The 23,348-nt window shown below is 56.3% G+C and carries 21 protein-coding genes; 10 read left to right on the plus strand and 11 right to left on the minus strand.

Annotation, left to right across the window (positions count from 1 at the left end):
* Window positions 1-6: 6 nt before the first annotated feature.
* From xylR to xylF, 4 genes are all read right to left on the minus strand, one after another.
* Window positions 7-1,185 (minus strand): D-xylose utilization transcriptional activator XylR, encoded by a 1,179-nt coding sequence (gene xylR / locus LRM19_RS13725; RefSeq protein ID WP_021242460.1) that lies wholly within the window; start codon window positions 1,183-1,185, stop codon window positions 7-9.
* Between the two features lie 33 nt (window positions 1,186-1,218).
* Window positions 1,219-2,400: a xylose ABC transporter permease XylH gene (xylH, locus tag LRM19_RS13730; RefSeq protein WP_133293538.1), complete on the minus strand. Its 1,182-nt coding sequence runs from the start codon at window positions 2,398-2,400 to the stop codon at window positions 1,219-1,221.
* Window positions 2,378-3,919 (minus strand): xylose ABC transporter ATP-binding protein, encoded by a 1,542-nt coding sequence (locus tag LRM19_RS13735; protein ID WP_115876672.1) that lies wholly within the window; start codon window positions 3,917-3,919, stop codon window positions 2,378-2,380. Before LRM19_RS13735 ends, xylH begins: the two co-directional genes overlap by 23 nt.
* Before the next feature lie 72 nt (window positions 3,920-3,991).
* Window positions 3,992-4,984: a D-xylose ABC transporter substrate-binding protein gene (gene xylF, locus LRM19_RS13740; protein WP_111964335.1), complete on the minus strand. Its 993-nt coding sequence runs from the start codon at window positions 4,982-4,984 to the stop codon at window positions 3,992-3,994.
* A gap of 371 nt (window positions 4,985-5,355) precedes the next feature.
* On the opposite strand from xylF, the gene xylA reads away from it, so the two are divergent.
* From xylA to LRM19_RS13760, 4 genes are all read left to right on the plus strand, one after another.
* Entirely contained in the window at window positions 5,356-6,678 is a 1,323-nt protein-coding gene (gene xylA / locus LRM19_RS13745; RefSeq protein WP_271369174.1) for a xylose isomerase, read from the plus strand.
* 61 nt (window positions 6,679-6,739) lie between these two features.
* On the plus strand, window positions 6,740-8,194 hold the full coding sequence (gene xylB / locus LRM19_RS13750) for a xylulokinase (protein ID WP_271369157.1): 1,455 nt from the start codon (window positions 6,740-6,742) through the stop codon (window positions 8,192-8,194).
* A 103-nt stretch (window positions 8,195-8,297) separates the two neighbouring features.
* On the plus strand, window positions 8,298-8,837 hold the full coding sequence (locus LRM19_RS13755; RefSeq protein WP_115876670.1) for an isochorismatase family protein: 540 nt from the start codon (window positions 8,298-8,300) through the stop codon (window positions 8,835-8,837).
* Window positions 8,837-9,757, plus strand: a complete 921-nt coding sequence (locus tag LRM19_RS13760) for a GlxA family transcriptional regulator (RefSeq protein ID WP_271369158.1) — start codon at window positions 8,837-8,839, stop codon at window positions 9,755-9,757. Before LRM19_RS13755 ends, LRM19_RS13760 begins: the two co-directional genes overlap by 1 nt.
* Here LRM19_RS13760 and LRM19_RS13765 read toward each other — a convergent pair.
* Complete coding sequence (locus LRM19_RS13765; RefSeq protein ID WP_271369159.1) at window positions 9,750-10,745, minus strand: acyltransferase; 996 nt, start codon at window positions 10,743-10,745, stop codon at window positions 9,750-9,752. The genes LRM19_RS13760 and LRM19_RS13765 overlap by 8 nt on opposite strands.
* A gap of 182 nt (window positions 10,746-10,927) precedes the next feature.
* On the opposite strand from LRM19_RS13765, the gene LRM19_RS13770 reads away from it, so the two are divergent.
* From LRM19_RS13770 to LRM19_RS13785, 4 genes are all read left to right on the plus strand, one after another.
* Entirely contained in the window at window positions 10,928-11,233 is a 306-nt protein-coding gene (locus LRM19_RS13770; protein ID WP_024909071.1) for a YsaB family lipoprotein, read from the plus strand.
* 160 nt (window positions 11,234-11,393) lie between these two features.
* Complete coding sequence (glyQ, locus tag LRM19_RS13775; RefSeq protein WP_003860141.1) at window positions 11,394-12,305, plus strand: glycine--tRNA ligase subunit alpha; 912 nt, start codon at window positions 11,394-11,396, stop codon at window positions 12,303-12,305.
* A 9-nt stretch (window positions 12,306-12,314) separates the two neighbouring features.
* Window positions 12,315-14,384, plus strand: coding sequence for a glycine--tRNA ligase subunit beta (glyS, locus tag LRM19_RS13780; protein ID WP_045907867.1), 2,070 nt, complete (start codon window positions 12,315-12,317; stop codon window positions 14,382-14,384).
* 229 nt (window positions 14,385-14,613) lie between these two features.
* On the plus strand, window positions 14,614-16,233 hold the full coding sequence (locus tag LRM19_RS13785) for an ATP-binding cassette domain-containing protein (RefSeq protein ID WP_271369160.1): 1,620 nt from the start codon (window positions 14,614-14,616) through the stop codon (window positions 16,231-16,233).
* A gap of 39 nt (window positions 16,234-16,272) precedes the next feature.
* Here the strand turns inward: LRM19_RS13785 and LRM19_RS13790 are convergent, their stop codons facing one another.
* Window positions 16,273-16,560: an HTH-type transcriptional regulator gene (locus tag LRM19_RS13790; protein WP_111964342.1), complete on the minus strand. Its 288-nt coding sequence runs from the start codon at window positions 16,558-16,560 to the stop codon at window positions 16,273-16,275.
* Between the two features lie 331 nt (window positions 16,561-16,891).
* Here LRM19_RS13790 and LRM19_RS13795 point away from each other — a divergent pair, with 331 nt between their 5' ends.
* Complete coding sequence (locus LRM19_RS13795) at window positions 16,892-17,602, plus strand: DUF3053 domain-containing protein (RefSeq protein ID WP_271369161.1); 711 nt, start codon at window positions 16,892-16,894, stop codon at window positions 17,600-17,602.
* A 246-nt stretch (window positions 17,603-17,848) separates the two neighbouring features.
* Window positions 17,849-18,061, plus strand: coding sequence for a transcription antiterminator/RNA stability regulator CspE (gene cspE / locus LRM19_RS13800; RefSeq protein ID WP_003860775.1), 213 nt, complete (start codon window positions 17,849-17,851; stop codon window positions 18,059-18,061).
* Window positions 18,062-18,119: 58 nt separating this feature from the next.
* On the opposite strand, the gene ghrB is transcribed toward cspE, so the two are convergent.
* The 5 genes from ghrB to LRM19_RS13825 all read right to left on the minus strand — a co-directional run bounded on the left by ghrB (window position 18,120) and on the right by LRM19_RS13825 (window position 23,330).
* Window positions 18,120-19,094, minus strand: coding sequence for a glyoxylate/hydroxypyruvate reductase GhrB (gene ghrB, locus LRM19_RS13805; RefSeq protein WP_271369162.1), 975 nt, complete (start codon window positions 19,092-19,094; stop codon window positions 18,120-18,122).
* Window positions 19,095-19,120: 26 nt separating this feature from the next.
* On the minus strand, window positions 19,121-20,401 hold the full coding sequence (locus tag LRM19_RS13810) for an MFS transporter (RefSeq protein WP_127729184.1): 1,281 nt from the start codon (window positions 20,399-20,401) through the stop codon (window positions 19,121-19,123).
* Window positions 20,402-20,518: 117 nt separating this feature from the next.
* Window positions 20,519-21,457, minus strand: a complete 939-nt coding sequence (locus LRM19_RS13815; RefSeq protein WP_271369163.1) for a sugar kinase — start codon at window positions 21,455-21,457, stop codon at window positions 20,519-20,521.
* A gap of 3 nt (window positions 21,458-21,460) precedes the next feature.
* Window positions 21,461-22,210, minus strand: coding sequence for a sugar phosphate isomerase/epimerase family protein (locus LRM19_RS13820; RefSeq protein ID WP_252093558.1), 750 nt, complete (start codon window positions 22,208-22,210; stop codon window positions 21,461-21,463).
* Between the two features lie 103 nt (window positions 22,211-22,313).
* Window positions 22,314-23,330, minus strand: coding sequence for a LacI family DNA-binding transcriptional regulator (locus tag LRM19_RS13825; protein ID WP_008502761.1), 1,017 nt, complete (start codon window positions 23,328-23,330; stop codon window positions 22,314-22,316).
* Between the last annotated feature and the right edge of the window lie 18 nt (window positions 23,331-23,348).

Here is a 23,348-nt window from a genome sequence, read left to right on the forward strand (position 1 = left end):
TCTTTTCTAGATCAGCACCTCGCTGTGGCGATCCCGATACTCTTTCGGCGTGGTGTCATACTCTTTGCGAAACACCGAATAAAAATATTGCAGCGACGGGTAACCGCACATCTGCGAGATTTCGTTGATCGACAGCGATGTGGAGATGAGCAGGCTGCGTGCTTTCTCCAGCTTTTCAGCATGGATGACGGCATGAATAGTTTCGCCCACCTCTTCTTTAAAACGCTTCTCCAGATTCGAACGCGAAATACCCACCGAATCCAGCACCTGATCCACCTTAATCCCTTTGCAGGCGTGGTTGCGAATATAGTGCATGGCCTGAATGACGGCCGGGTCGCTTAAGGAGCGATAATCGGTTGAACGACGTTCTACGACGCGAACAGGAGGCACCAGCAGGCGCTGAAGCGGCAGAGATTCTTTATCGAGCAGGCGATGCAGCAGCTTCGCCGCCTGATAGCCCATCTGACGAGTGCCCTGGGCAACGGAGGAAAGCGCCACGCGGGACAGATAGCGGGTCAGTTCTTCATTATCAATGCCAATCACGCACAGCTTTTCGGGCACCGGAATATGTAAGTGTTCGCAGACCTGCAGCACGTGGCGCGCACGCGCGTCCGTCACGGCAATGATACCGGTTTGCGGCGGCAGCGTTTGCAGCCAGTCAGCGAGGCGGTTTTGCGCGTGCTGCCAGTTTTCCGGCGCGGTTTCCAGCCCCTGATAGACCACGCCGCGATACTTCTCCTGCGCGACCAGCTGGCAAAACGCGTGTTCACGCTCAACGGCCCAGCGCTTGCCGCTGGTGGCGGGTAGGCCGTAAAACGCAAAGCGGTGGACGCCTTTCTCTTTTAAATGGAGAAACGCGGCCTCGACCAGGGCATGGTTATCGGTGGCAATATAGTGAACCGGAGGATAGTGTTCGGGCGAATGGTAGGAGCCGCCGACGCCCACAATCGGAACGTCGACGTCGGTCAGCAGCTGTTCGATGACGGGGTCGTCATAGTCGGCGATAACGCCATCGCCCAGCCAGTCTTTGATGTTCTCCAGACGGGTGCGGAAATCTTCTTCAATAAAAATATCCCATTCGGATTGCGACGCCTGCAAATATTCACCCACGCCTTCTACCACCTGGCGGTCGTAGGCTTTGTTGGCATTGAATAACAACGTAATGCGGTGACGCTTTTCAAACATGGCTCACTTCCTAATTAAGTCACAATACCGTTATCAGGCCCGTCGCTTGGTGGCCGAATCCATCCAGACTGCCAGTAAAAGAATTGCCCCCTTGACGATATACTGCCAAAACGTCGGGACGTCCATCATACTCATCCCGTTATCCAGCGACGCCATAATAAATGCCCCCATGACCGCGCCTGCCACGCTACCGATACCCCCTGCGAGGCTGGTACCGCCAATGACGCAGGCGGCGATAGCATCCAGCTCGGCGATGTTACCGGCGGAGGGAGAGCCGGCGCCCAGTCTTGAGCTGAGGATCAGCCCGGCGATAGCGACCATCAGGCCGTTAATGGCGAAGACCGCGAGTTTGGTGCGTTCGACGTTAATACCCGAAAGCCGAGCAGCCTCAAGGTTGCCGCCAATGGCATAAATACGGCGGCCAAACGCGGTGCGCGTCGCCATAAACATACCGCCCAACAGTAAAAGTGCCAGCAGCAGGACGGGTGTCGGGACACCGCGGTAGTCGTTTAAAAGCCAGATGGCGCCCAGCACAATGACCGCCGTGAGCGCCTGACGCCCCACCACCGACGTTGACGCCGGAGAAGCGAGACCCAACGCCTGACGGCGCATGCGTCCACGCCACTGCCATGCGACAAACGCCAGCAATCCCACCACGCCGATGGAAAAGCCCACGCTATCTGAGAGGTAACTCTGGCCAATCTGCGACATGGCTGCACTGGTCGGGGAGACGGTGGTGCCGTTAGTGATGCCGATTAAGATCCCGCGGAAGGCCAGCATCCCCGCCAGGGTGACAATGAACGACGGCACTTTACGATAGGCTACCCACCAGCCGTTCCAGGCTCCCAGAACCAGACCCAGCACCAGCGTGACCGCTACGGTCAGCGGCAGAGGCCAGCCGAGCCATACGTCAAAAATCGCCGCCACGCCGCCGAGAAGTCCCATCATCGACCCGACCGACAGATCGATCTCCGCGGAGATAATCACGAACACCATGCCCACGGCCAGGATGCCGGTGATGGCGGTCTGGCGGAGCAGGTTGGAGACGTTTCGCGCGCTTAAGTACGAGCCATCGGTCATCCAGGTAAAGAACAGCATGATGACGATAATGGCCGCGATCATTACGAAGACCTGCAGGTTCAGCGCTTTTAGCCCTGCGAACGCACCGGGCGTCGGAACGGCGACTTTGATCTCAGACGGATTGCTTTTCGACATGACGTTCGCTCCTTAAAGCGGCTTCCATCACCTGCTCCTGCGTCAGGTTCTGGTTAATCAGGTTGGCTTTCAGTTTCCCCTCATGCATGACCAGCACGCGGTCGCTCAGACCGAGCACTTCGGGTAACTCAGACGAAATGACAATGACGGCAATCCCTTGCTGTACAAGCTGATTAATCAGTTTGTAGATTTCATATTTGGCACCGATATCAATCCCGCGCGTCGGTTCATCAAGGATTAATATGCGTGGATTAAGCAGCAGGCAGCGCGCCAGAATGGCTTTTTGCTGGTTGCCGCCGCTCAGGCGACCAATCGCCAGTTCCGGAGAGGATGTTTTGACCTTCAGACGGGCGAGTGACTGGAGGATGCACTGTTGCTCTGCGGCATCGTCCAGGCTGCTCAGCGCGCCGGAGAAGCGATCGAGCGCCGCCAGCGTAATGTTTTTCCCCACCGCCATGACCGGCACGATGCCGTCTTTTTTACGATCTTCCGGCACCATGGCAATGCCGCGGGCGATCGCCTGCTGGCAGTTGTCAATTTTCACCGGCTGACCGTCGATATAAATCGTGCCCTCCCAGCGCCCCGGCCACACGCCAAAGAGACACTGTACGGCCTCCGTGCGGCCGGCGCCGACTAACCCAGCAATACCAAGAATTTCGCCGCTGTGCAGAGAAAACGAGACGTTATTGACGCGCCTGATATGGCGGTTAACGGGGTGCCACGCGGTCAGGTTTTCCACGCGCAGCACTTCATCACCTTTGGTGTGAGGCTCATTCGGGTAGAGCGCCGTCAGCTCGCGCCCTACCATCATGGTGATGATGTCATCTTCGCTCATCCCGGCGGCTTCACGCGTGCCGATGTGCTGCCCGTCGCGGATCACGCAGATGGTATCCGAAATGGCTTTAACCTCGTTCAGCTTGTGTGAAATGTAGATGCAGGCGATGCCGTGGTTTTGCAGATCGCGGATGATATTGAGCAGAACCGCGGTTTCCTGTTCGGTGAGCGAGGCTGTAGGCTCATCAAGGATCAGCAGCCTGACCTGTTTATTGAGCGCTTTCGCTATTTCGACCAGCTGCTGTTGCCCAAGGCCCAGGTCGCCCACGCGGGTATCCGGTGAAATGCTGAGGCTCACCTGCGCCAGCAGCTTTTCACAGCGGAGCGTCATGGTGTCGTAATCCAGCACGCCGTGGCGGGAAATTTCGGCCCCGAGGAAAATGTTCTCCAGCACGGTGAGATGCTTCACCAGCGCCAGCTCCTGGTGGATGATGGCGATGCCTTTACGTTCGGTATCACGAATGTGTGTCGCCTGGATAACTTCACCGGCAAAGACGATTTCGCCTTCGTAGCTGCCGTGCGGGTAGATCCCGCACAGCACTTTCATCAGCGTCGACTTGCCCGAGCCGTTCTCGCCACACAGCGAAACCACTTCGCCGGGGTTCAACCGGAGGCTGACGTTATCGACGGCTTTCACCGTGCCGAAGCGCTTGGTGATGCTTTTCATTTCAAGTAAATAAGGCATAACTGCTCCACATAACCCGAGGGAAGAACAGTACAACGTGATGCGCCCCCGCAAAGCAGGGGACGCGCCGGATTACAGTTCGCTCTTCTTGTGGAAGCCGTCTTTAATGACGGTGGCGTCAATGTTCTCTTTATTGACTTCAATAGGGGTGAGCAGGCGAGCCGGAACGTCTTTCAGCCCGTTATTTAGCGTTGCGTCTGCTTTAGGCTGCTTGCCATTGCCCAGTTCCACGGCGATTTCCGCCGCCGTATTGGCAAGCTCGGTAATCGGTTTGTAGACCGTCATGGTTTGGGTGCCTGCGATGATGCGTTTTACGCCAGCCAGATCGGCATCCTGTCCTGAAATGGCGACTTTACCGGCCAGCCCCTGTGCACTCAGGGCCTGGATAGCACCGCCTGCGGTGGCATCGTTGGAGGCCACAACCGCATCAATTTTGTTGTTGTTGGCCGTCAGCGCGTTTTCCATAATCTTCAGCGCGTTTTCTGGCAGCCAGCCGTCGGCCCACTGATCGCCGACCACTTTAATTTTCCCGTTGTCGATGTACGGCTTAAGGACTTTCATTTGCCCTTCGCGGAACAGCTTGGCGTTGTTATCCACCGGCGAGCCGCCCATCAGGAAATAATTGCCCTGAGGCACTTTGTCGATCAGGCTTTGCGCCTGTAATTCCCCGACTTTTTCATTGTCGAACGAAATATAATAATCAATGTCCGCATTATTAATCATGCGGTCATAGGCCAGGACTTTAATGCCTTCCTGTTTGGCTTCTTTCACCACGTTACTTAATACCTGGCCGTTATAGGGGATAATGACCAGCACATCGACGCCACGGTTAATCATATTCTCAATCTGCGACATTTGTGTTTCTTCGTTGCCGTTAGCCGACTGAACAAACACGCTGGCGCCGAGGGATTCTGCTTTTTTAACAAAAATATCGCGATCTTTTTGCCAGCGCTCCAGGCGCAGGTCGTCAATCGCCATGCCAATTTTGACCTCTTTGGCATGTCCTGCAAAGCTTGCAAGGAGGAGCGTAGTGCAGAGCGTTAGAGTCAGGTTCTTTATCTTCATAATTATTAGGCCTTTTTGTAGGGGTATATGTTGCTGAGATAAAAGAAACATTCACTGCTGGGACGCAGCAAATTTTTAACGCGGAAAGGCGGGCTGGCAATTACAGATTTTTATCTTCGCATTATGATATTTGGTTTATTTCTGAATTTATGACCGCGATCGGATTTTAAAATACGTAACGTCTTAATTACATTTGATTCTGGAATATGCGCCGAAAAATAGTTTGTCTGCGCATTATTTTGCGAGCCAGCGCACAGTTGTGCATTCTCTCAATAGCAGTGTGAAATAACGTAATTGAGCAACCCAAAATGTCTATTCACTATTACTCCTGTATCAACGACTCGCCGCATACCCTGATTATGGAGCTCAATATGCAAGCTTATTTCGACCAACTCGATCGTGTTCGTTACGAAGGCCCGAAAACGACCAATCCTTTAGCATTTCGTCACTACAACCCGGATGAGCTGGTGCTGGGTAAGCGCATGGAAGATCATCTGCGCTTTGCCGCCTGTTACTGGCATACCTTCTGCTGGAATGGCGCCGATATGTTCGGCGTGGGCTCCTTTGATCGCCCATGGCAGCAGCCGGGTGAGGCCATCGAACTGGCAAAGCGCAAAGCCGACGTTGCGTTTGAGTTCTTCCACAAACTGAACGTGCCGTACTACTGCTTCCATGACGTCGATGTGTCGCCGGAAGGCGCATCGCTGAAAGAGTATCTGAACAACTTTGCACAGATGGTGGATGTACTGGCAGCAAAACAGCAGCAAAGCGGCGTAAAGCTGCTCTGGGGCACGGCAAACTGCTTCACTAACCCACGCTACGGCGCGGGTGCGGCAACCAACCCGGAACCGGAAGTGTTTAGCTGGGCGGCCACGCAGGTTGTGACGGCAATGAACGCCACGCATCAGCTGGGTGGCGAGAACTATGTCCTGTGGGGTGGCCGTGAAGGCTATGAAACCCTGCTCAACACCGATCTGCGTCAGGAGCGCGAGCAGATTGGCCGCTTTATGCAGATGGTTGTCGACCACAAGCACAAAATTGGCTTCCGCGGCACGCTGCTGATTGAGCCGAAGCCGCAGGAGCCGACGAAGCATCAGTATGACTACGACGTGGCGACGGTGTATGGCTTCCTGAAGCAGTTTGGTCTGGAAAAAGAGATCAAAGTGAACATTGAGGCCAACCACGCCACGCTGGCGGGCCACTCTTTCCACCACGAGATCGCGTCTGCGATTGCGCTGGGCATCTTTGGCTCGGTCGATGCTAACCGCGGCGACGCGCAGCTGGGCTGGGACACAGACCAGTTCCCGAACAGCGTGGAAGAGAACGCGCTGGTGATGTACGAAATCATCAAAGCGGGTGGTTTCACTACCGGCGGCCTGAACTTTGACGCCAAAGTGCGTCGCCAGAGCACCGACAAATACGATTTGTTCTACGGCCACATTGGCGCGATGGACACCATGGCGCTGGCGCTGAAAGTGGCGGCACGTATGATTGAAGACGGCGAGCTGGATAAACGCGTGGCGAAGCGCTACAGCGGCTGGAACAGTGAGCTGGGCCAGCAAATTTTGAAAGGGCAGTTATCGCTTGCGGACATCGCGAAGTACGCTGAACAACATCAGCTGGCGCCGCAGCACCAGAGCGGGCACCAGGAACTGCTGGAAAATCTGGTCAACCACTACCTGTTCGATAAATAACAGCATCCAGGCCCGGTACGCGGAAGCGCCACCGGGCATTTCTGTCAAAGGAGTCACCGCAATGTATATCGGGATCGATCTGGGCACATCGGGTGTGAAAGCCATCCTGTTAAGCGAGCAGGGCGAGGTGTTAGCAACGCAGACAGAAAAGCTGCAGGTTTCACGTCCGCATCCGCTGTGGTCGGAACAGGACCCGGAGCAGTGGTGGCAGGCAACGGATCGTGCAATCAAAGCTTTAGGCGAGCAGCATAGCCTGCGCGACGTTAAAGCGCTGGGGATTGCCGGGCAAATGCACGGCGCTACGCTGCTGGACAGCGAGCATCGCGTGTTGCGACCCGCCATTCTCTGGAACGATGGCCGCTGTGCAGAAGAGTGCGCGCTTCTTGAGGCGCATGTACCCACGTCTCGTGAAATTACCGGCAACCTGATGATGCCCGGCTTTACTGCGCCCAAACTGCTGTGGGTGCAGCGACACGAGCCGGAGATTTTCCGTCAGGTGGCGAAAGTTCTGCTGCCGAAAGACTATCTGCGCTTTCGTATGACGGGCGATTTTGCTTCCGACATGTCCGATGCCGCAGGCACGATGTGGCTCGACGTGGCGAAACGCGACTGGAGCGAGGCGATGCTGGATGCTTGCCATCTCACCCGGGAACACATGCCCGCGCTGTTCGAAGGTAGCGAGGTAACAGGCACGTTGCTGCCGTACGTTGCGGAACGCTGGAATATGCCTGCCGTGCCGGTGGTTGCCGGGGGTGGTGACAATGCCGCGGGTGCCGTGGGCGTCGGCATGGTTGAGGCGGGTCAGGCGATGCTGTCGCTGGGAACGTCTGGCGTCTATTTTGCCGTGAGTGACGGCTATCGCAGCAATCCCGAAAGCGCGGTGCACAGTTTCTGTCATGCACTTCCTGGGAAATGGCATTTGATGTCGGTGATGCTGAGTGCAGCGTCGTGCCTGGACTGGGCGGCGAAATTGACCGGGATGGCCGATGTTCCTGCGTTGATTGCCGCAGCACAGCAGGCGGATGAAAATGCCGGTACCGTCTGGTTTTTACCGTATCTTTCCGGCGAACGTACGCCGCACAACAACCCGGAAGCGAAAGGGGTGTTTTTTGGCTTAACCCATCAGCATGGTCCGGCAGAACTGGCGCGTGCAGTTCTGGAAGGGGTGGGCTATGCGCTGGCCGACGGGATGGACGTGGTGCACGACTGCGGCCTGAAACCGACGAGCGTCACCCTGATTGGAGGAGGTGCGCGAAGCCCTTACTGGCGACAAATGCTGTCGGATATCAGCGGGTTGCAGCTGGATTTCCGCACGGGAGGGGATGTTGGCCCCGCGCTCGGCGCCGCGCGTCTGGCGCAGATAGCCATTCATCCGGAACAACCGCTTTCACAACTGCTGCCGCAGCTTACCCTTGAGCAGGCGCATTTCCCGAACGCGGTAAACCATGCGCGGTACGCGGAAAGGCGCGCGGTATTCCGTAAAATCTACCAGCAGCTGCTGCCGCTGATGTCGTAAATACGCTTGTCCGGGAGAGGCACGAGGATGTCCTTTTTTGGTCTGTGCGTGCCTTCCTTTCCTTGCCAGTATGGTGTTACACCCACCGGCGAGGAGATCCACCATGTCACGCATTGCACTCATCAATATTGATACTCAGCAGTCGTTCCATCATCGCAATTACTGGCAGGAGGACGACATTCCTGCCTTTCAGCAGGCGATGCTGGGGCTGATTGAAGGCTGCCAGGCGCGCAATATTCCGGTCGTTGATATTTTTCATGTGGATGAAGACGGTCCTTTCACCCTGGAAAGCGGCTATGTCAAACCGATGGCCTTTTTACGTCATCAGCCGGATGTGGTTTTTCAGAAACACGTCCATAATGCCTTCACGGATACCGGGCTTGACCGCTGGCTGCGCGAGCGTGATATCAACCAGCTGATTATCTGCGGCATTCGCACTGAACAATGCTGTGAAACCACCGCCCGGGTGGCATCCGATCTGGGTTATGCTGTGACCTTTGTAAGCGAGGCGACGCTGACGTTTCCCATGACGTACAAAGGGATAACCCTTAGCGCAGCGGAAATTCGCCACCGTACCGAAACGGTACTGTCCGGGCGTTTTGCCGAAATTAAAACGGTAGCGGAGACGCTGGAGTCACTGTAATGAGCATCGACGTCTGGTTCGTCATGTTGCCCGGGGTGCTGTCATTAGATATGACGGGCCCGGCAGAGACCTTTGTGCTGGCTGGCGACGCGTTTCGTCTGCATTACATTGGCCCGCAACCTGACGTTCCGACATCGATAGGTCTGACGATGAGCGGCATTCAGCCGCTGCCGGAACGTCTTCCAGAGGGGAGCCTGCTGGTATTGCCCGGCGTGAGTGACTCCCGCGCTCAGTTTTCGACGCCGCAGGCGTTACGGATACAGCACTGGCTGATGCGCCTGCAGCCGGCCATTCAGCGCCGGGATATCACGGTGATGTGCGTCTGTTCAGGGGCGCTGCTGGCGGCGAAATCGGGTCTGCTGAACAACCGGCAGTGTACAACCCACCATGACGTTATCAGCCGTTTACGCACCGCAGCCCCCTCGGCGACGATTAAAGAAAACCGCATCTTTGTGCAGGATGAGAACATCTGGACCAGCGCGGGGATCACGTCGGGGATCGATCTGGCGCTGCATATGATTAACCGCCTGTGCGGTCCCGAAAAGGCGCTGAGTGTGGCGCGTGAGATGGTGGTCTGGTTCCGCCGTTCCGGTGACGATCCCCAGCTATCCCCGTGGCTGCGCTACCGCAATCATCTTCATCCGGCGATCCATCGGGCGCAGGATGCGCTCACCGCCGAGCCGCAAAAAGCGTGGCGCTTACCTGACATCGCCGCGCTGGCGCACGTCAGCCCGCGCCATCTCACCCGGCTTTTCCAGACTCATTTAGGCATTAGCGTTCGCGATTATCTGGAGCAGCTGCGTCTGGCGGTGGCGGAACAGTGGCTATTGCAGGGGCGCGGCGTGGAGCAGGCTTCGCTGGCGGCAGGGTTTTCCTCCCCGCGCCAGTACCATCGCGCCCGGCAGCGCAGCGTTAGCTGACGAAGCGGCGAACGTCTATTTTTTGCAGCAGCATCGACAGCAGCAGGCTGATCGCCAGGGTCGCGGCAAAAATCCAGACCATATCCAGTACCGGCCAGCTTTTTAGCTCAACGCCTCTCGTGCGCAGCGCGTGGATCACCAGCGCGTGAAAACCGTAAATCCCGAGAGAGTGTCGTGAAATGACGCTCAGTACGGGAAGGGGACGCGCATTCAGGGTGTTTTTGGCGAGCGTGAGCAGCGATACGGCACAGATAAAGACCATCGGCCCGCAGTAGAGATACCAGGTATCGGCAAAATTGCCGCGCCACTGCAGCTCGTACAGCGTCCCACGTGAAATCACCGCCACGCCAGCGATAAACAGCGCCCCGCAGAGCCAGTTCAGCCCGCGTTTTTGCGTGTCCATCATCCCGATGGCGCGCCCCAGCATGCCGTAAAGCACGTAGTAAAAGGTATCGCCGTTGATATAGAGGTTCACCGGCAGCCACTCAAACCCGTCGATTTTCTGCGAAACCGTATTCGGGTTGGCGATGATGCCAATCACCACCATCAAGGCCAGGAGCATTTTCCCGCTGACGTTTTTCACCTGAATGAGCGGGGAGACCAGATAGATCACGATAATGGCGAAGAAGAACCACAGGTGGTAGAACACCGGTTTTTGCAGCACGTATTTCAGCGATAGTCCGGCGTTTATTGAGGTAAATAGGGTGATATAGAGCAGGGCAACGGCGCTGTAAAACCCCAGGCAGGCCGCGATGCGGATGAAGTGCCTTGGCTGCGCGCTGCGCTCGCCAAAAAAGAGAAAGCCGGAAATCATAAAGAACAGCGGCACGCTGACGCGTGACGCAGAGTTGAGAATATTGGCGATATCCCAGTTAACGGGGCTGATGCTGTGGGCATTCGTGACGTACCAGGTCGTCGTGTGGATCATGACCACCATCAGACACGCTATTCCTCGCAGGTTATCAATCCAGTTAATTTTTGACGGCATCAGTTCCTCGTATTCCCTGTAAATTGAGTGTGACTCCCATTGTCCAAAAGTCTTCGTTTGGAAAATTCTGAGTTTTATGCGCAGGCTTGCCGGGAGACCGCGAGATTCGCAGAATGGCAGTCCTTAATCTATAAAAGTGTTGATACTAAAAATAACAGCCGCTGACCGGGACGGTAATAAAAATGATGATGAAGCGTGTGGCGTCACTCTTTCTGCTGTTGATCCTGGCGGGATGCAGTGCGCCGCAAGAAGCACCCGTGCAAAAAGCCCAGCAGGGCAAAATGAGCCCGGAACGTTCGCTGAATATGGAAGCGCTCTGTAAAGATCGGGCCGCTCGGCGCTATAACTCGGACGTTCAAAAAATTGATGTCACCGGGTTCGAGCGTTTTCAGGGAAGCTACGAGCTACGGGGCCATACGTCGCGCAAAGAGGGCTTTGTCTGCTCGTTTGATGCGGACGGTCAGTTTTTACACCTCTCCATGCGCTAGCCTGCTCGTATAATCAGCAGCCAGACGCCGTCAGCGTTCTGGCCGGAAGGCTTATTTCCCAATTTTCCCTAAACAACCCCGTTTCGTACTGTATATCTTGCAGCCAGCGGGTATACTGGTCGCTTCCATTTAAAACCACACGTATCCAGCACGAAATACTATGCAAAAGTTTGATACCAAGACCTTCCAGGGCCTGATCCTGACCTTACAGGATTACTGGGCTCGTCAGGGCTGTACCATTGTTCAACCTTTGGACATGGAAGTCGGCGCCGGCACTTCACACCCGATGACCAGTCTGCGTGCGTTGGGGCCAGAGCCAATGGCGACCGCGTATGTGCAGCCTTCCCGTCGTCCGACCGATGGTCGTTACGGTGAGAACCCGAACCGTCTGCAGCATTACTATCAGTTCCAGGTGGTGATTAAGCCATCACCCGACAACATTCAGGAACTGTACCTCGGGTCGCTGAAAGAGCTGGGTATGGATCCAACCATCCACGACATCCGTTTCGTGGAAGATAACTGGGAGAACCCAACGCTGGGTGCCTGGGGTCTGGGTTGGGAAGTGTGGCTTAACGGTATGGAAGTGACCCAGTTCACTTACTTCCAGCAGGTGGGTGGTCTGGAATGTAAGCCGATCACCGGTGAAATCACCTACGGTCTGGAACGTCTGGCGATGTACATTCAGGGCGTAGACAGCGTTTATGACCTGGTCTGGAGCGACGGCCCGCTGGGTAAAACCACCTACGGCGACGTGTTCCATCAGAACGAAGTGGAGCAATCCACCTATAACTTCGAATACGCGGACGTGGACTTCCTGTTCACCTGCTTCGAGCAGTACGAGAAAGAAGCGCAGCAGCTGCTGGCGCTGGAGACTCCGCTGCCGCTGCCTGCTTACGAGCGTATTCTGAAGGCCGCCCACAGCTTCAACCTGCTGGATGCCCGCAAAGCCATCTCCGTGACTGAACGTCAGCGCTACATTCTGCGTATTCGTACCCTGACCAAAGCCGTTGCAGAAGCTTACTACGCGTCCCGTGAAGCCCTTGGCTTCCCGATGTGCAACCGAAACAAATAAGAGGCGGCCATGTCTGAGAAAACTTTCCTGGTGGAAATTGGCACCGAAGAGCTGCCACCAAAAGCCCTGCGCAGCCTGGCTGAATCTTTTGCTGCGAACGTGACCGCCGAGCTGGATAACGCTGGACTGGCGCACGGTAAAATTGAGTGGTTTGCTGCCCCGCGCCGTCTGGCGCTGAAAGTGGCAAACCTGGCGGCGTCTCAGCCAGATCGCGAAGTCGAAAAACGTGGCCCGGCGATTGCTCAGGCGTTTGACGCGGAAGGCAAGCCGAGCAAAGCGGCGGAAGGCTGGGCGCGCGGCTGCGGCATCACCGTCGATCAGGCCGAGCGTCTGACCACGGATAAAGGCGAATGGCTGCTGTATCGTGCCCATGTGAAAGGCGAAAGCGCGGAAGCGCTGCTGCCGGACATGATTGCCACGTCTCTGGCGAAGCTGCCTATTCCTAAGCTGATGCGCTGGGGCGCGTCTGATGTGCACTTTGTGCGTCCGGTTCACACCGTGACCCTGCTGCTGGGCGACACCGTTATTCCGGCTACCATTCTGGGCGTGGCGTCCGATCGCGTGATCCGCGGCCACCGCTTTATGGGCGAGCCAGAGTTCACCATCGACAATGCCGACCAGTACCCGCAGATCCTGCTGGAGCGCGGCAAGGTCATTGCTGACTACGAACAGCGTAAAGCCAAAATCAAAGCGGACGCGGAAGACGCGGCGCGCAAGATTGGCGGTAAAGCCGATCTGAGCGACAGCCTGCTGGAAGAAGTGACCTCGCTGGTGGAATGGCCGGTTGTGCTGACCGCGAAGTTTGAAGAGAAATTCCTGGCCGTTCCGGCTGAAGCGCTGGTTTACACCATGAAGGGTGACCAGAAGTACTTCCCGGTCTATGCCAACGACGGCAAACTGCTGCCAAACTTCATCTTCGTGGCAAACATCGAATCGAAAGATCCGATCCAGATTATCTCTGGTAACGAGAAGGTCGTGCGTCCACGTCTGGCCGATGCCGAGTTCTTCTTCAATACCGACCGTAAAAAGCGTCTGGAAGATCATCTTCCACGCCTGCAGACCGTGTTGTTCCAGCAGCAACTGGGTACGCTGCGCGACAAGACCGACCGTATCGCGGAGCTGTCCGGCTGGATTGCCCGTGAAATCGGTGCGGACGTCAACCACGCAACCCGTGCTGGCCTGCTGTCTAAATGCGACCTGATGACCAACATGGTGTTCGAATTTACCGACACCCAGGGCGTGATGGGCATGCACTACGCGCGTCACGATGGCGAAGCGGAAGACGTGGCCGTGGCCCTGAACGAGCAGTATCAGCCGCGCTTTGCGGGTGACGAACTGCCGTCCAATCCGGTGGCCTGTGCTGTAGCAATTGCCGATAAGATGGACACCCTGGCGGGTATCTTCGGTATCGGTCAGCATCCGAAAGGCGACAAAGACCCGTTTGCGCTGCGTCGTGCTGCGCTCGGCGTGCTGCGTATCATCGTTGAGAAGAACCTGAACCTGGATCTGCAGACCCTGACCGAAGAAGCGGTGCGTCTGTACGGCGACAAGCTGACCAACGCGAACGTGGTGGATGACGTGATCGACTTTATGCTCGGTCGTTTCCGCGCCTGGTATCAGGATGAAGGTTACACCGTCGACACCATTCAGGCGGTGCTGGCGCGTCGTCCGACCCGTCCGGCTGATTTCGATGCGCGTATGAAGGCGGTTTCCCACTTCCGTACGCTGGAAGCGGCATCTGCTCTGGCGGCGGCCAACAAGCGTGTATCCAACATTCTGGCGAAATCCGACGAGACGCTGAACGAGCGTGTGAACGCCGCGACGCTGAAAGAGCCGGAAGAGATCGCCCTGGCGATGCAGGTTGTGGTGCTGCGCGACAAGCTCGAGCCGGTCTTCGCGGAAGGTCGCTACCAGGAAGCGCTGGTGGAGCTGGCCGAGCTGCGTGACGTCATTGACGCCTTCTTCGAGAAAGTGATGGTGAACGTAGAAGATAAAGAGCTGCGTATTAACCGTCTCTCTATGCTCGAAAAACTGCGTGAGCTGTTCCTGCGCGTAGCGGATATTTCGCTGCTGCAGTAATGTGCCCGTTGATACAAATGCTAAAAACCCGCTTCGGCGGGTTTTTTTATGATGTGTTGCTGAAAATTTAACCTTGAAACCGTCAACACATTACCGCTATCCTTATCCACGTTAACTTTCTCGCGCTGGAGTGCCCCCCAAAAATGAACAAACACGACTGATGAATTTCGATCCTTGCTAAACGCCACCGCGTCGGCAGGGGATGTTTTGATTTCATTCAGGAGTGCTTATGGCTCATTTTGCGCAGCCCCCTTCTTTTATTTTGCATCAGGTCACCTGTCAGTTTCCGACGGGCGATACCCTTTTTGGCCCGCTGAATCTCACGCTGGAACCCTCTCTGTGCGCGCTGGTTGGCCGCAACGGCAGCGGAAAAACGCGTCTGCTGCGTCTGCTGGCGGCGCTGGACGAACCGGCTACCGGTCATATTGAACGCTTTGGCTCGCATGTCTTTGTGGCGCAGCAGCACGTCATTTCTTCGCAGACGACGCTGGCTGAACTTCTCGGATATGACGCGATTTTTACTGCGCGTAAGCGCATCGACAGCGGTGATTACCAGCCTGACGATCTGGCGTTGCTCGACGGCTACTGGGATGTAGCCGAGCGACTGAGCGAGGCGTTTATCAATGCGAAGCTCCCGGCGTTTGATCCGGATAAGCCTGCCCTGGAACTCAGCGGCGGCGAGCGCATCCGCGCCCTGCTGTGCGGCGCGTTTACGGCTGAAGCGGATTTCATGCTGCTGGACGAACCGACTAACCATCTGGATCGACAAGGTCGGGCGTGGTTCTACGACCAGTTGAGTCGGTATCAGGGCGGCGTGCTGGTGGCCTCTCATGACCGCGAACTTCTGGAGCAGGTGCCGCGTATTCTTGAGCTGAGCGCCTCGGGTCTGCGCAGCTACGGCGGAAATTATGCGGATTATCAAGCCCAGCGCGATGCCGAACAGCAGGCTGCCCGCGCGGCGCTGGAACATGCGGCAACCGAGCGCAAACGCACCCGCGCGCGCATGCAAAAAGAGCATGATGACAGCCAGCGGCGGTCGGCAAAGACGTTACGCACCGTCGATACCCTGAATATCGCATCGTTTGAGCGTGTCAAATACAAAGGCGCGGCAAAGGAGCGGATCGGCTCATGGAAAAAACAGCACAGCGAGCAAAATGAAGCCCTGAATGCCGCGGTAAACAAGGCGCGTGAACGCGTTGAAGAAGATAACCCGGTCATGTTCACCCTGCCGGGAAGTCAGGTCCCGGAAGGGAAACAGGTACTGGTTCTGGAGGATCTGGTGTTGCCGCATGTGCCTGTCCCACCCATCACATGGCGTATGGACGGACCGATGCGCGTGGCGTTAAAGGGACCGAACGGCTGTGGGAAATCGACGTTGTTAAAAACCATCCTCGGCGAGGTTACTCCCCGTTCGGGTGCCTGTAAGGTATCCGTCAGCTGTGCTTATCTCGACCAGCATCTGTCGCAACTCGATCTCACGCAGTCGGTCATGACGCATCTCAATTTGAGTCATACCCCTCTGGAAGAGGGGGTATTGCGAACCCGTTTAGCACAGCTTCAACTGGGGGCCGACAAAGTGAAGCTCCCATTGGCGGAGCTCAGCGGCGGCGAGCGTCTTAAGGCTGCCCTGGCCTGCGTGCTGTGGCGTGCGGAGGCCACGCAGCTTCTTCTGCTGGATGAACCGACCAACCATCTGGATCTGGCTTCAGTCCAGGCCATTGAAGCGGCGCTGGCCGGTTTCCCTAGGGCTCTGCTGGTGGTATCACACGATGAGCTTTTTTTAAGAGGCCTGGCGTTAACGCATGAGCTGGTATGGGAAGAGGCGGGTTGGCGTTGTGATAGCCTGTAAAACACAAGCCCCCGCAAAGGCGGGGGCATTCAATCTTCACTACGCTATCTGTTTGCTGAGTGCAGGGTTGGCCTGAATCAGGCGCATCAGCCGTAACTCGGTTGGGGTGGGTTTCTCACGTTTTGACTCCCACTCCTGCACCATAGCCACGCTGACACCCATCGCTCTGGCGAATTCTTCGGTTTTCAGTCCTGTCCCTTTGCGCAATTGCTCATATTCTGTAAAGGGATTGGATTTTTGTTGCAGGGTAATCATCTGCGGTACATCTTTAAAAATGATCTGTTCCAGACTGCTCAGCAGTTCAAACTCAGGATCTTTATATTCCATTGAGGACTCCTCTTAAATCTCACATCGTGATCAAGAACATCAGAGAGCAAGTTAAGAATAGTCCCTAATACCAACCCAGGATCGTCACGGGTGTGATTAATTGTGCGGTAACGATCGCTGTATCCGATTCAGCAATATGGATAGTTATGCTAATTCCCTGATTAGTCATAGGTCGGCTTCGCCAGGTATTTTTTTGTAAATGATAAGAAATAAATCGGCAATAGCCGTTTTGCATGAAAAGAGTATCTTGCAAGGCTGACCTGGACTATCCTTGTCAGCGTCGGGCACGCGTGTGCCGGTGTGCGCTTTTTTGGGTGAAAGGAGTAATAAAATGGCGACAGGAAAGTCCTGCTCTCGCTGGTTTGCGCCTATTGCGGCGTTGTTGATGGTTGTTAGCCTGAGTGGGTGTTTTGATAAAGAAGGCGATCAGCGCAAAGCGTTTATCGATTTTCTGCAGAATACAGTGATGCGCAGCGGCGAGCGGTTGCCGACGCTGACTGCGGATCAGAAAAAACAGTTTGGTCCCTTCGTGTCCGATTACGCCATTCTTTATGGTTATTCACAGCAGGTGAGCCAGGCGATGGATTCCGGTATCCGCCCGGTAGTGGATAGCGTGAACGCCATCCGCGTTCCACAGGATTATGTGACGCAGCGTGAGCCGCTGCGCCAGTCCAACGGTGCGCTTGGCGTGCTGAGTCAGCAGTTGCAAAATGCGAAAATGCAGGCTGACGCGTCACGTTCTGCGCTGAAGCAGGGTGACGATCTTAAACCGGTCTTCGACAAAGTGTATGAGAAAGTGGTGACCAAGCCTTCTGAAGCGCTGCAACCGCTGATTCCGGCTGCGCAAATCTTCACGCAGCAACTGGTTCAGGTAGGTGACTTCATCGCCCAGCAGGATACGCAGGTGAGCTTTGTTGCCAATGGTATTCAGTTCCCGACCTCGCAACAGGCAAGCCAGTATAATACGCTGATTGGGCCGCTGGCCTCCCAGCATCAGGCCTTTAGCCAGGCCTGGAGTGCCGCAGTCGCTGCCACAGAATAAACCGAAAAAACCCCGCTTCTGGCGGGGTTTTTTATGCGTTGCGAAAATAACGCTTGTCATTCCTCTACCACATCGGTATAACTATTCCCGTCGGTTTGTTACACAGACCTAAAGCAGTTTAGTAAAGCAGTCCAGATTGTTATCCATAGATACCCTTCGTAGTGACCCTTCCTTCATCGCTTAAAAATCTGTAACGCAATCCATCAAGCCGGAAGGCACAATATATTTGTTAATAAGGTAATTTCTATGTCTGCTAAAATGACTGGTCTGGTAAAATGGTTCAACGCTGATAAAGGTTTCGGCTTCATCACTCCTGACGATGGCTCTAAAGACGTGTTCGTACACTTCTCTGCTATCCAGAACGATGGCTACAAATCTCTGGACGAAGGTCAGAAAGTGTCCTTCACCATCGAAAGCGGCGCTAAAGGCCCAGCAGCTGGTAACGTTGTAAGCCTGTAAGCTTCCAACCCAGTAGCAAAGAATTTAAAAACCCGCCTTCTGGCGGGTTTTTTCGTTTCTACCGTTGCACCTGCGGGTTCACGCAGTTTCTCTCCACCTTTCCGCTAAGGGCGGCAATAAGGTTATCGACCGCGGTGGCCGCCATGTTGTAGCGCGTCTCATGGGTGGCTGAGCCGATGTGGGGCAGGGCAACCACGTTAGGCATTGTCAGCAGCGGGGAGTCCACCGGCAGCGGCTCCTGCTCAAACACGTCCAGACCTGCTGCATGGATCTCACCGTTTTTAAGGGCCTCAATCAGCGCCTTCTCATCCACCACCGGACCACGACCCGCGTTGATGAAAATGGCTGACGTCTTCATTTTTTCAAACGCCTCTTTGCCAATCAGATGACGGGTTTCGTTCGTGAGCGGCAGAACCAGGCAGACAAAATCGGCTTCCTGCAGCAGGGTATCCAGCTCGCAGTAACGAGCGTTGAAGCGTTCTTCGGCTTCACCGTGATGGCGACGCGCGTTATACAGAATCGGCATGTTAAAACCAAAATGCGCGCGCTGCGCCAGCGCCAGCCCGATACGACCCATACCGACAATGCCCAGCGTCTTGCCGTGAACGTCCACGCCGAACCAGTCCGGACCAATGCTTTTTGTCCATTCGCCCGCTTTGACGCGCTCAGCTACTTCCACCACGCGACGGGCCATGGTGAGCATCAGCGCCATCAGCGTATCGGCCACGGTTTCCGTCAGAGCATGCGGGGTATGCATCAGCAGGATTTTGCGGGCGTTAAGCGCATCCACGTCGAAGTTGTCGTAACCCACGGAAACGGTTGAGGTAGCACGAAGCTTCGGCATTTTTTCCAGCAGGGCGACATCCACTTTCTCGCTTGAACCCAGCAGGCCTTCGGCGCTGGCGAACGCATCGGCGTGCTGTGCCACGGTTTCCGGGCTCAGGTTCTTCACCTGCGTGACGGTGAAGTGTTCTTCAAGGCGTTTCTGCAGATCTTCCGGCAGTGCTTTATACAAAATGACGGACGGCTTCATGCTAATCTCCGTTGATTTTTAAGGATTCAGGCGTGGCGAGCGCCGACAGGGTGTTGTTGATTATTAGCAGGCTTAACAATCAGAGTAAGCCACACGGAGGCGAAAAGCGCCACCCCCATAAATATGTACGATGCGGACGGGCTGCCGGTGGCACCGTTCAGGTAGCCGACGAACCAGGAGCCGCAGAACGAGCCCAGCGCACCCATGCTGTTAATTAACGCCATTGCGCCACCCGCAACGTTACGCGGGAGCATCTCCGGGATGATGGCAAAGAACGGTCCGTAAGGGGCGTACATGGCCGCACCGGCAATCACCAGCAGGGTGTAAGAGGCCCAGAAATGGTTTGCGCCCACGGCCCAGGAGCCAATAAAGGCGAAGGCAGCAATCAGCAGCAGCGGCCAGACAAACAATTTACGGTTCTGCAGCTTGTCCGATGCCCAGGAGACGACGATCATGGCGATGGTTGCCGCCAGATATGGTACGGATGACAGCCAGCCTACTTCGACCATGCCGAGGTTCTCGCCGCCGCTGCGGATAATGGACGGCAGCCACAGCACAAAGCCGTACACGCCAATGCTCCAGGTAAAATACTGCGCGCAGAGCAGGAGCACGTTACGCGAGCGGAAGGCTTCGCCGTAGTTACGTACCGCCTTCAGGCCCTGCTGTTCTTTGTCCAGCTGCGCCTGCAGCGCCGCTTTCTCATCTTCAGAAAGCCATTTCGCCTGGGCTGGTTTATCTTTCACCAGCACCCACCAGCAGAAGGCCCAGATAATCGCCGGCACCCCTTCAATGATAAACATTTCGCGCCAGCCGAAGGACTGGATCAGGTAGCCGGACACCACTGACATCCACAGTACCGTTACCGGGTTACCGAGGATAAGGAAGGTATTCGCGCGCGAGCGTTCAGATTTGGTAAACCAGTTGCTGATGTAGATCAGCATCGCCGGCATAACCGCCGCCTCAACGACGCCGAGGATAAAGCGAATGGCGGCCAGGGCAGGAATATTGTTCACCATGCCGGTCAGTGACGCGCAGGCGCCCCACAGGATCAGACAGATGAAGATCAGCTTACGCACGCTGCGGCGTTCCGCATAAATCGCGCCGGGGATCTGGAAGAAGAAGTAGCCCAGGAAGAAAAGGGCACCCAGCAGGGAGGAGATACCTTTGGTGATGCCAAGGTCCTCTGTGATCCCTGCCGCAGACGCGAAGCTGAAGTTGGCACGGTCAAGGTACGCCAGGCTGTACGTGATAAACACGATAGGCATGATGTACCACCAGCGTTTTACTGCATTGGTCGAACTGTTCATAGGCTTGCCTCTGTTGTTGAGGTTGTTACCGCCGTTGTCTGTAGGGTACACGGTGGCTTAATTATTTGGTGCGGCTTGCTGCCCTCACCCTGGCCCTCTCCCACAGGGAGAGGGAATTTAAACGCCGAGCTGTGCTCGCGTTGGTAATCCTTCGCTGTCGCCCTGCACCTGAATGGCCAGCGAGCCAATCTTGTTGCCTCGCGTGACGGCCTGCGGCAGCGTTTTGCCTTCCAGCAGTGCGCTAATCACGCCCACGGCAAAGCCGTCGCCCGCGCCGACGGTGTCGACTACGTTCTCGACCTTCACCGCCGCGACCGCGCCCTGTTCGCCGTCGGCCGTTTTAAACCATGCGCCATCAGCACCGGTTTTCAGCACCACCGCTTTTACCCCTTTATTCAGATAGAAATCGGCAATGCCTTCCGGCGTGCTTTCGCCGGTGAGGATCATCCCTTCTTTCAGGCCTGGCAGAACCCAGTCCGCCCTGAACGCCAGACGGTTCAGTTTCTCCACCATTTCCGCTTCGCTTTTCCACAGCACCGGGCGCAGGTTGGGGTCGAACGATATGGTTTTCCCCTGGCCTTTCAGAGTGGTCGCGGCATGATCGAGCAGCTCATACGAGCTGGCAGACAGCGCGGCCGCCACGCCGCTCAGGTGAAGATGGCGCGCGGAGGCAAAGTAATCTGCGTGGTAATCCGCGACAGACAGGTGGCTTGCGGCCGATCCTTTACGGAAATACTCCACGATGGGATCGGTTCCATTTTCAACCTTAGATTTAAGCTGAAAGCCGGTAGGGAAGCGTCCGTCGAGGGTGACGCCTGCGGCATCAATACCCTCTTTTTTTAGCGAGTCGAGGACGAAATGGCCAAAGCTGTCATCCCCCACGCGGCTAACCCAGCCCACGTTCAGGCCAAGACGCGCCAGGCCGGTTGCGACGTTGAGTTCAGCGCCTGCGACGCGTTTGATAAAGTGCTCTACCGCGCTCAGCTCGCCCGTTTCGGTGGCGACAAACATCGCCATGGCCTCGCCGATCGTGATGACATCCAGCGTCTTGTGCATGGTTTACTCCTCGCGCAGCAGGTTGACGTAATGGCGGGTAACGGCGGTTAAATCCGCCCCTTCCAGCGGGAACTCGATACCGCGCGGGGCATCGGCAGGCAGCTGGCCGAGCAGATCCAGCCAGCGCGCATCGGCGCGGTCCGGCGCCACGGCGCGGAAGTTATCTTTATGCGGCACGGCGGCCTTCACGTGGATATAGCTCACCGCAGGGGCCAGATGACGCGCGGCCTCTTCGGGGGAATCGCCAACCCATAGCCAGTTGCCCATGTCGAAGGTTAGCGTGACGGGTAAAGCCATTTCCCTACAGGCGACCTGGAAGCGCTGCATGGGGGCGAGCTGCCCGCAGTCGGTCTGATCGTTCTCCACGACCAGCGCCATACCGCTTGCATTAAGCAGGCTACGCAAGTCGTCAAGAGGCTGCGCGTCGCGGAAATGGCCCAGGGAAACCTTCAGCCACAGGGCATTCAGGGTGTTGGCTTCAGAAAGATAGCGGGGCAGGTCCGGGTTGAGGTTGCCGTCGGGCATAAACAGGGCGGCGGGTGCGGAGTAGCACGCAAGCAGGCCCAGCAGTTCAATGGATTCACCCAGCGCAGGCAGTGCCAGCAGCTCTTCGCTGTTGAACAGTTCCCGGCGGATCTCCACGCCGTCTGCCCCTGCGCCTGCAATAACGGGAAGCATCGCCCGCTGACCGCCTGCCTGTCGCACCTGTTCCGCACCGTACGCGGCGGTGACCACCATAATTTTCCTGCCCATCTTCGGACTCCTTCGCAACATATCAATACTATTACGCTACATGGAACCGGTTCCAAAGAAAAGGTCAGGATGTTGAATTTATGATCGCTATCACAAGGGAAATTTAACGCGCGGTGGAGCCACGAACGATCAGCTCGCCGGAGAAGACCTGCTCGCGAACGGCATCGCTGGTACCTTCAATACGACGAACCACTTGTTCAACAGCAGCATAGCCAATTTGCCAGGTGGGCTGCTTGAGCGTGGTAATGCCTACGCCAGCCAGTTCCGCCCACTCCAGTTCATCAAACCCCAGCAGACCGATGTCGCTGCCCCAGTGGAGGCCAATGCGCTTGAGCGAGCGGGCGACCTGAAGCGTCAGCGCCCCGTTGGCCGAGATAACGGCTTTGCGCATCCCGCGATGGCGCGTGTGGAACTGACGCAGGGTGTTGTCGAGCTGCCCGGCTTCGTGAAGCGGCGTTTCGGCATTTTCGGCGATCACGCCGGGATAACGCTCCAGCGTGGCGCGAAATGCGCTCAGGCGCTCGCGACGGGTATTGACCATCCCCAGCGGTTCACTCAGAAACAGAATAGCCTCGAAGCCCTGTTCAATGAGATGTTCGGTAGCGGTCGTGGCGGCCTGGGTGTTATCCAGCCCGACGACATCGCAGGCAAATTCAGGAATTTTACGGTCGATGAGGACCATAGGCAGAGAGGATTGCTGCAGGCGGTTTAACCCCTCTTCACGCATGCCTACCGCGTTGACCACAATCCCTTCCACCTGATAGCTGCGCAGCAGGTCGAGATAGTGCAGCTCCTGGTCGACTTCATTATTGGTATTACAGACCAGTGGCGTGAACCCCTTCTCGCGACAGGCGGCTTCGATACCGCTGAGCACGTTAACGGAGTAGGGATTAGTGATATCGGCGATGATAAGTCCGATAAGACGGGTGCGACCGCGTTTTAGCCCGCGCGCCATGAGGCTGGGACGGTAGTCGAGATCGGCAATGGCCTGTTCAATTCGCGCCAGCAACGCATCGGACAGCAGGTGTTTTTCACCGTTAAGGTAGCGCGAAATACTGGTTTTACCGGTTTTGGCGGCTTTCGCCACGTCGCTGATGGTGGCCCGGGCTGGTTTGCTCATCGCTGATTTCCCTGAATT

The organism is Enterobacter sp. PI-10 (assembly GCF_027947695.1).
Taxonomy (GTDB): domain Bacteria; phylum Pseudomonadota; class Gammaproteobacteria; order Enterobacterales; family Enterobacteriaceae; genus Enterobacter; species Enterobacter vonholyi.

Bases quoted from the DNA above. Each gene is read 5' to 3' on its own strand.
- LRM19_RS13790 (WP_111964342.1), bottom strand. From the start codon at position 16,560: ATGGAATATAAAGATCCTGAGTTTGAACTGCTGAGCAGTCTGGAACAG.
- xylH (WP_133293538.1), bottom strand. From the start codon at position 2,400: ATGTCGAAAAGCAATCCGTCTGAGATCAAAGTCGCCGTTCCGACGCCC.
- LRM19_RS13820 (WP_252093558.1), bottom strand. From the start codon at position 22,210: ATGGGCAGGAAAATTATGGTGGTCACCGCCGCGTACGGTGCGGAACAG.
- xylB (WP_271369157.1), top strand. From the start codon at position 6,740: ATGTATATCGGGATCGATCTGGGCACATCGGGTGTGAAAGCCATCCTG.
- LRM19_RS13785 (WP_271369160.1), top strand. From the start codon at position 14,614: ATGGCTCATTTTGCGCAGCCCCCTTCTTTTATTTTGCATCAGGTCACC.
- LRM19_RS13735 (WP_115876672.1), bottom strand. From the start codon at position 3,919: ATGCCTTATTTACTTGAAATGAAAAGCATCACCAAGCGCTTCGGCACG.
- cspE (WP_003860775.1), top strand. From the start codon at position 17,849: ATGTCTGCTAAAATGACTGGTCTGGTAAAATGGTTCAACGCTGATAAA.
- glyS (WP_045907867.1), top strand. From the start codon at position 12,315: ATGTCTGAGAAAACTTTCCTGGTGGAAATTGGCACCGAAGAGCTGCCA.
- LRM19_RS13760 (WP_271369158.1), top strand. From the start codon at position 8,837: ATGAGCATCGACGTCTGGTTCGTCATGTTGCCCGGGGTGCTGTCATTA.
- LRM19_RS13770 (WP_024909071.1), top strand. From the start codon at position 10,928: ATGATGATGAAGCGTGTGGCGTCACTCTTTCTGCTGTTGATCCTGGCG.
- xylA (WP_271369174.1), top strand. From the start codon at position 5,356: ATGCAAGCTTATTTCGACCAACTCGATCGTGTTCGTTACGAAGGCCCG.
- LRM19_RS13810 (WP_127729184.1), bottom strand. From the start codon at position 20,401: ATGAACAGTTCGACCAATGCAGTAAAACGCTGGTGGTACATCATGCCT.
- ghrB (WP_271369162.1), bottom strand. From the start codon at position 19,094: ATGAAGCCGTCCGTCATTTTGTATAAAGCACTGCCGGAAGATCTGCAG.
- LRM19_RS13825 (WP_008502761.1), bottom strand. From the start codon at position 23,330: ATGAGCAAACCAGCCCGGGCCACCATCAGCGACGTGGCGAAAGCCGCC.
- LRM19_RS13755 (WP_115876670.1), top strand. From the start codon at position 8,298: ATGTCACGCATTGCACTCATCAATATTGATACTCAGCAGTCGTTCCAT.
- LRM19_RS13765 (WP_271369159.1), bottom strand. From the start codon at position 10,745: ATGCCGTCAAAAATTAACTGGATTGATAACCTGCGAGGAATAGCGTGT.
- xylF (WP_111964335.1), bottom strand. From the start codon at position 4,984: ATGAAGATAAAGAACCTGACTCTAACGCTCTGCACTACGCTCCTCCTT.
- xylR (WP_021242460.1), bottom strand. From the start codon at position 1,185: ATGTTTGAAAAGCGTCACCGCATTACGTTGTTATTCAATGCCAACAAA.
- LRM19_RS13815 (WP_271369163.1), bottom strand. From the start codon at position 21,457: ATGCACAAGACGCTGGATGTCATCACGATCGGCGAGGCCATGGCGATG.
- LRM19_RS13795 (WP_271369161.1), top strand. From the start codon at position 16,892: ATGGCGACAGGAAAGTCCTGCTCTCGCTGGTTTGCGCCTATTGCGGCG.
- glyQ (WP_003860141.1), top strand. From the start codon at position 11,394: ATGCAAAAGTTTGATACCAAGACCTTCCAGGGCCTGATCCTGACCTTA.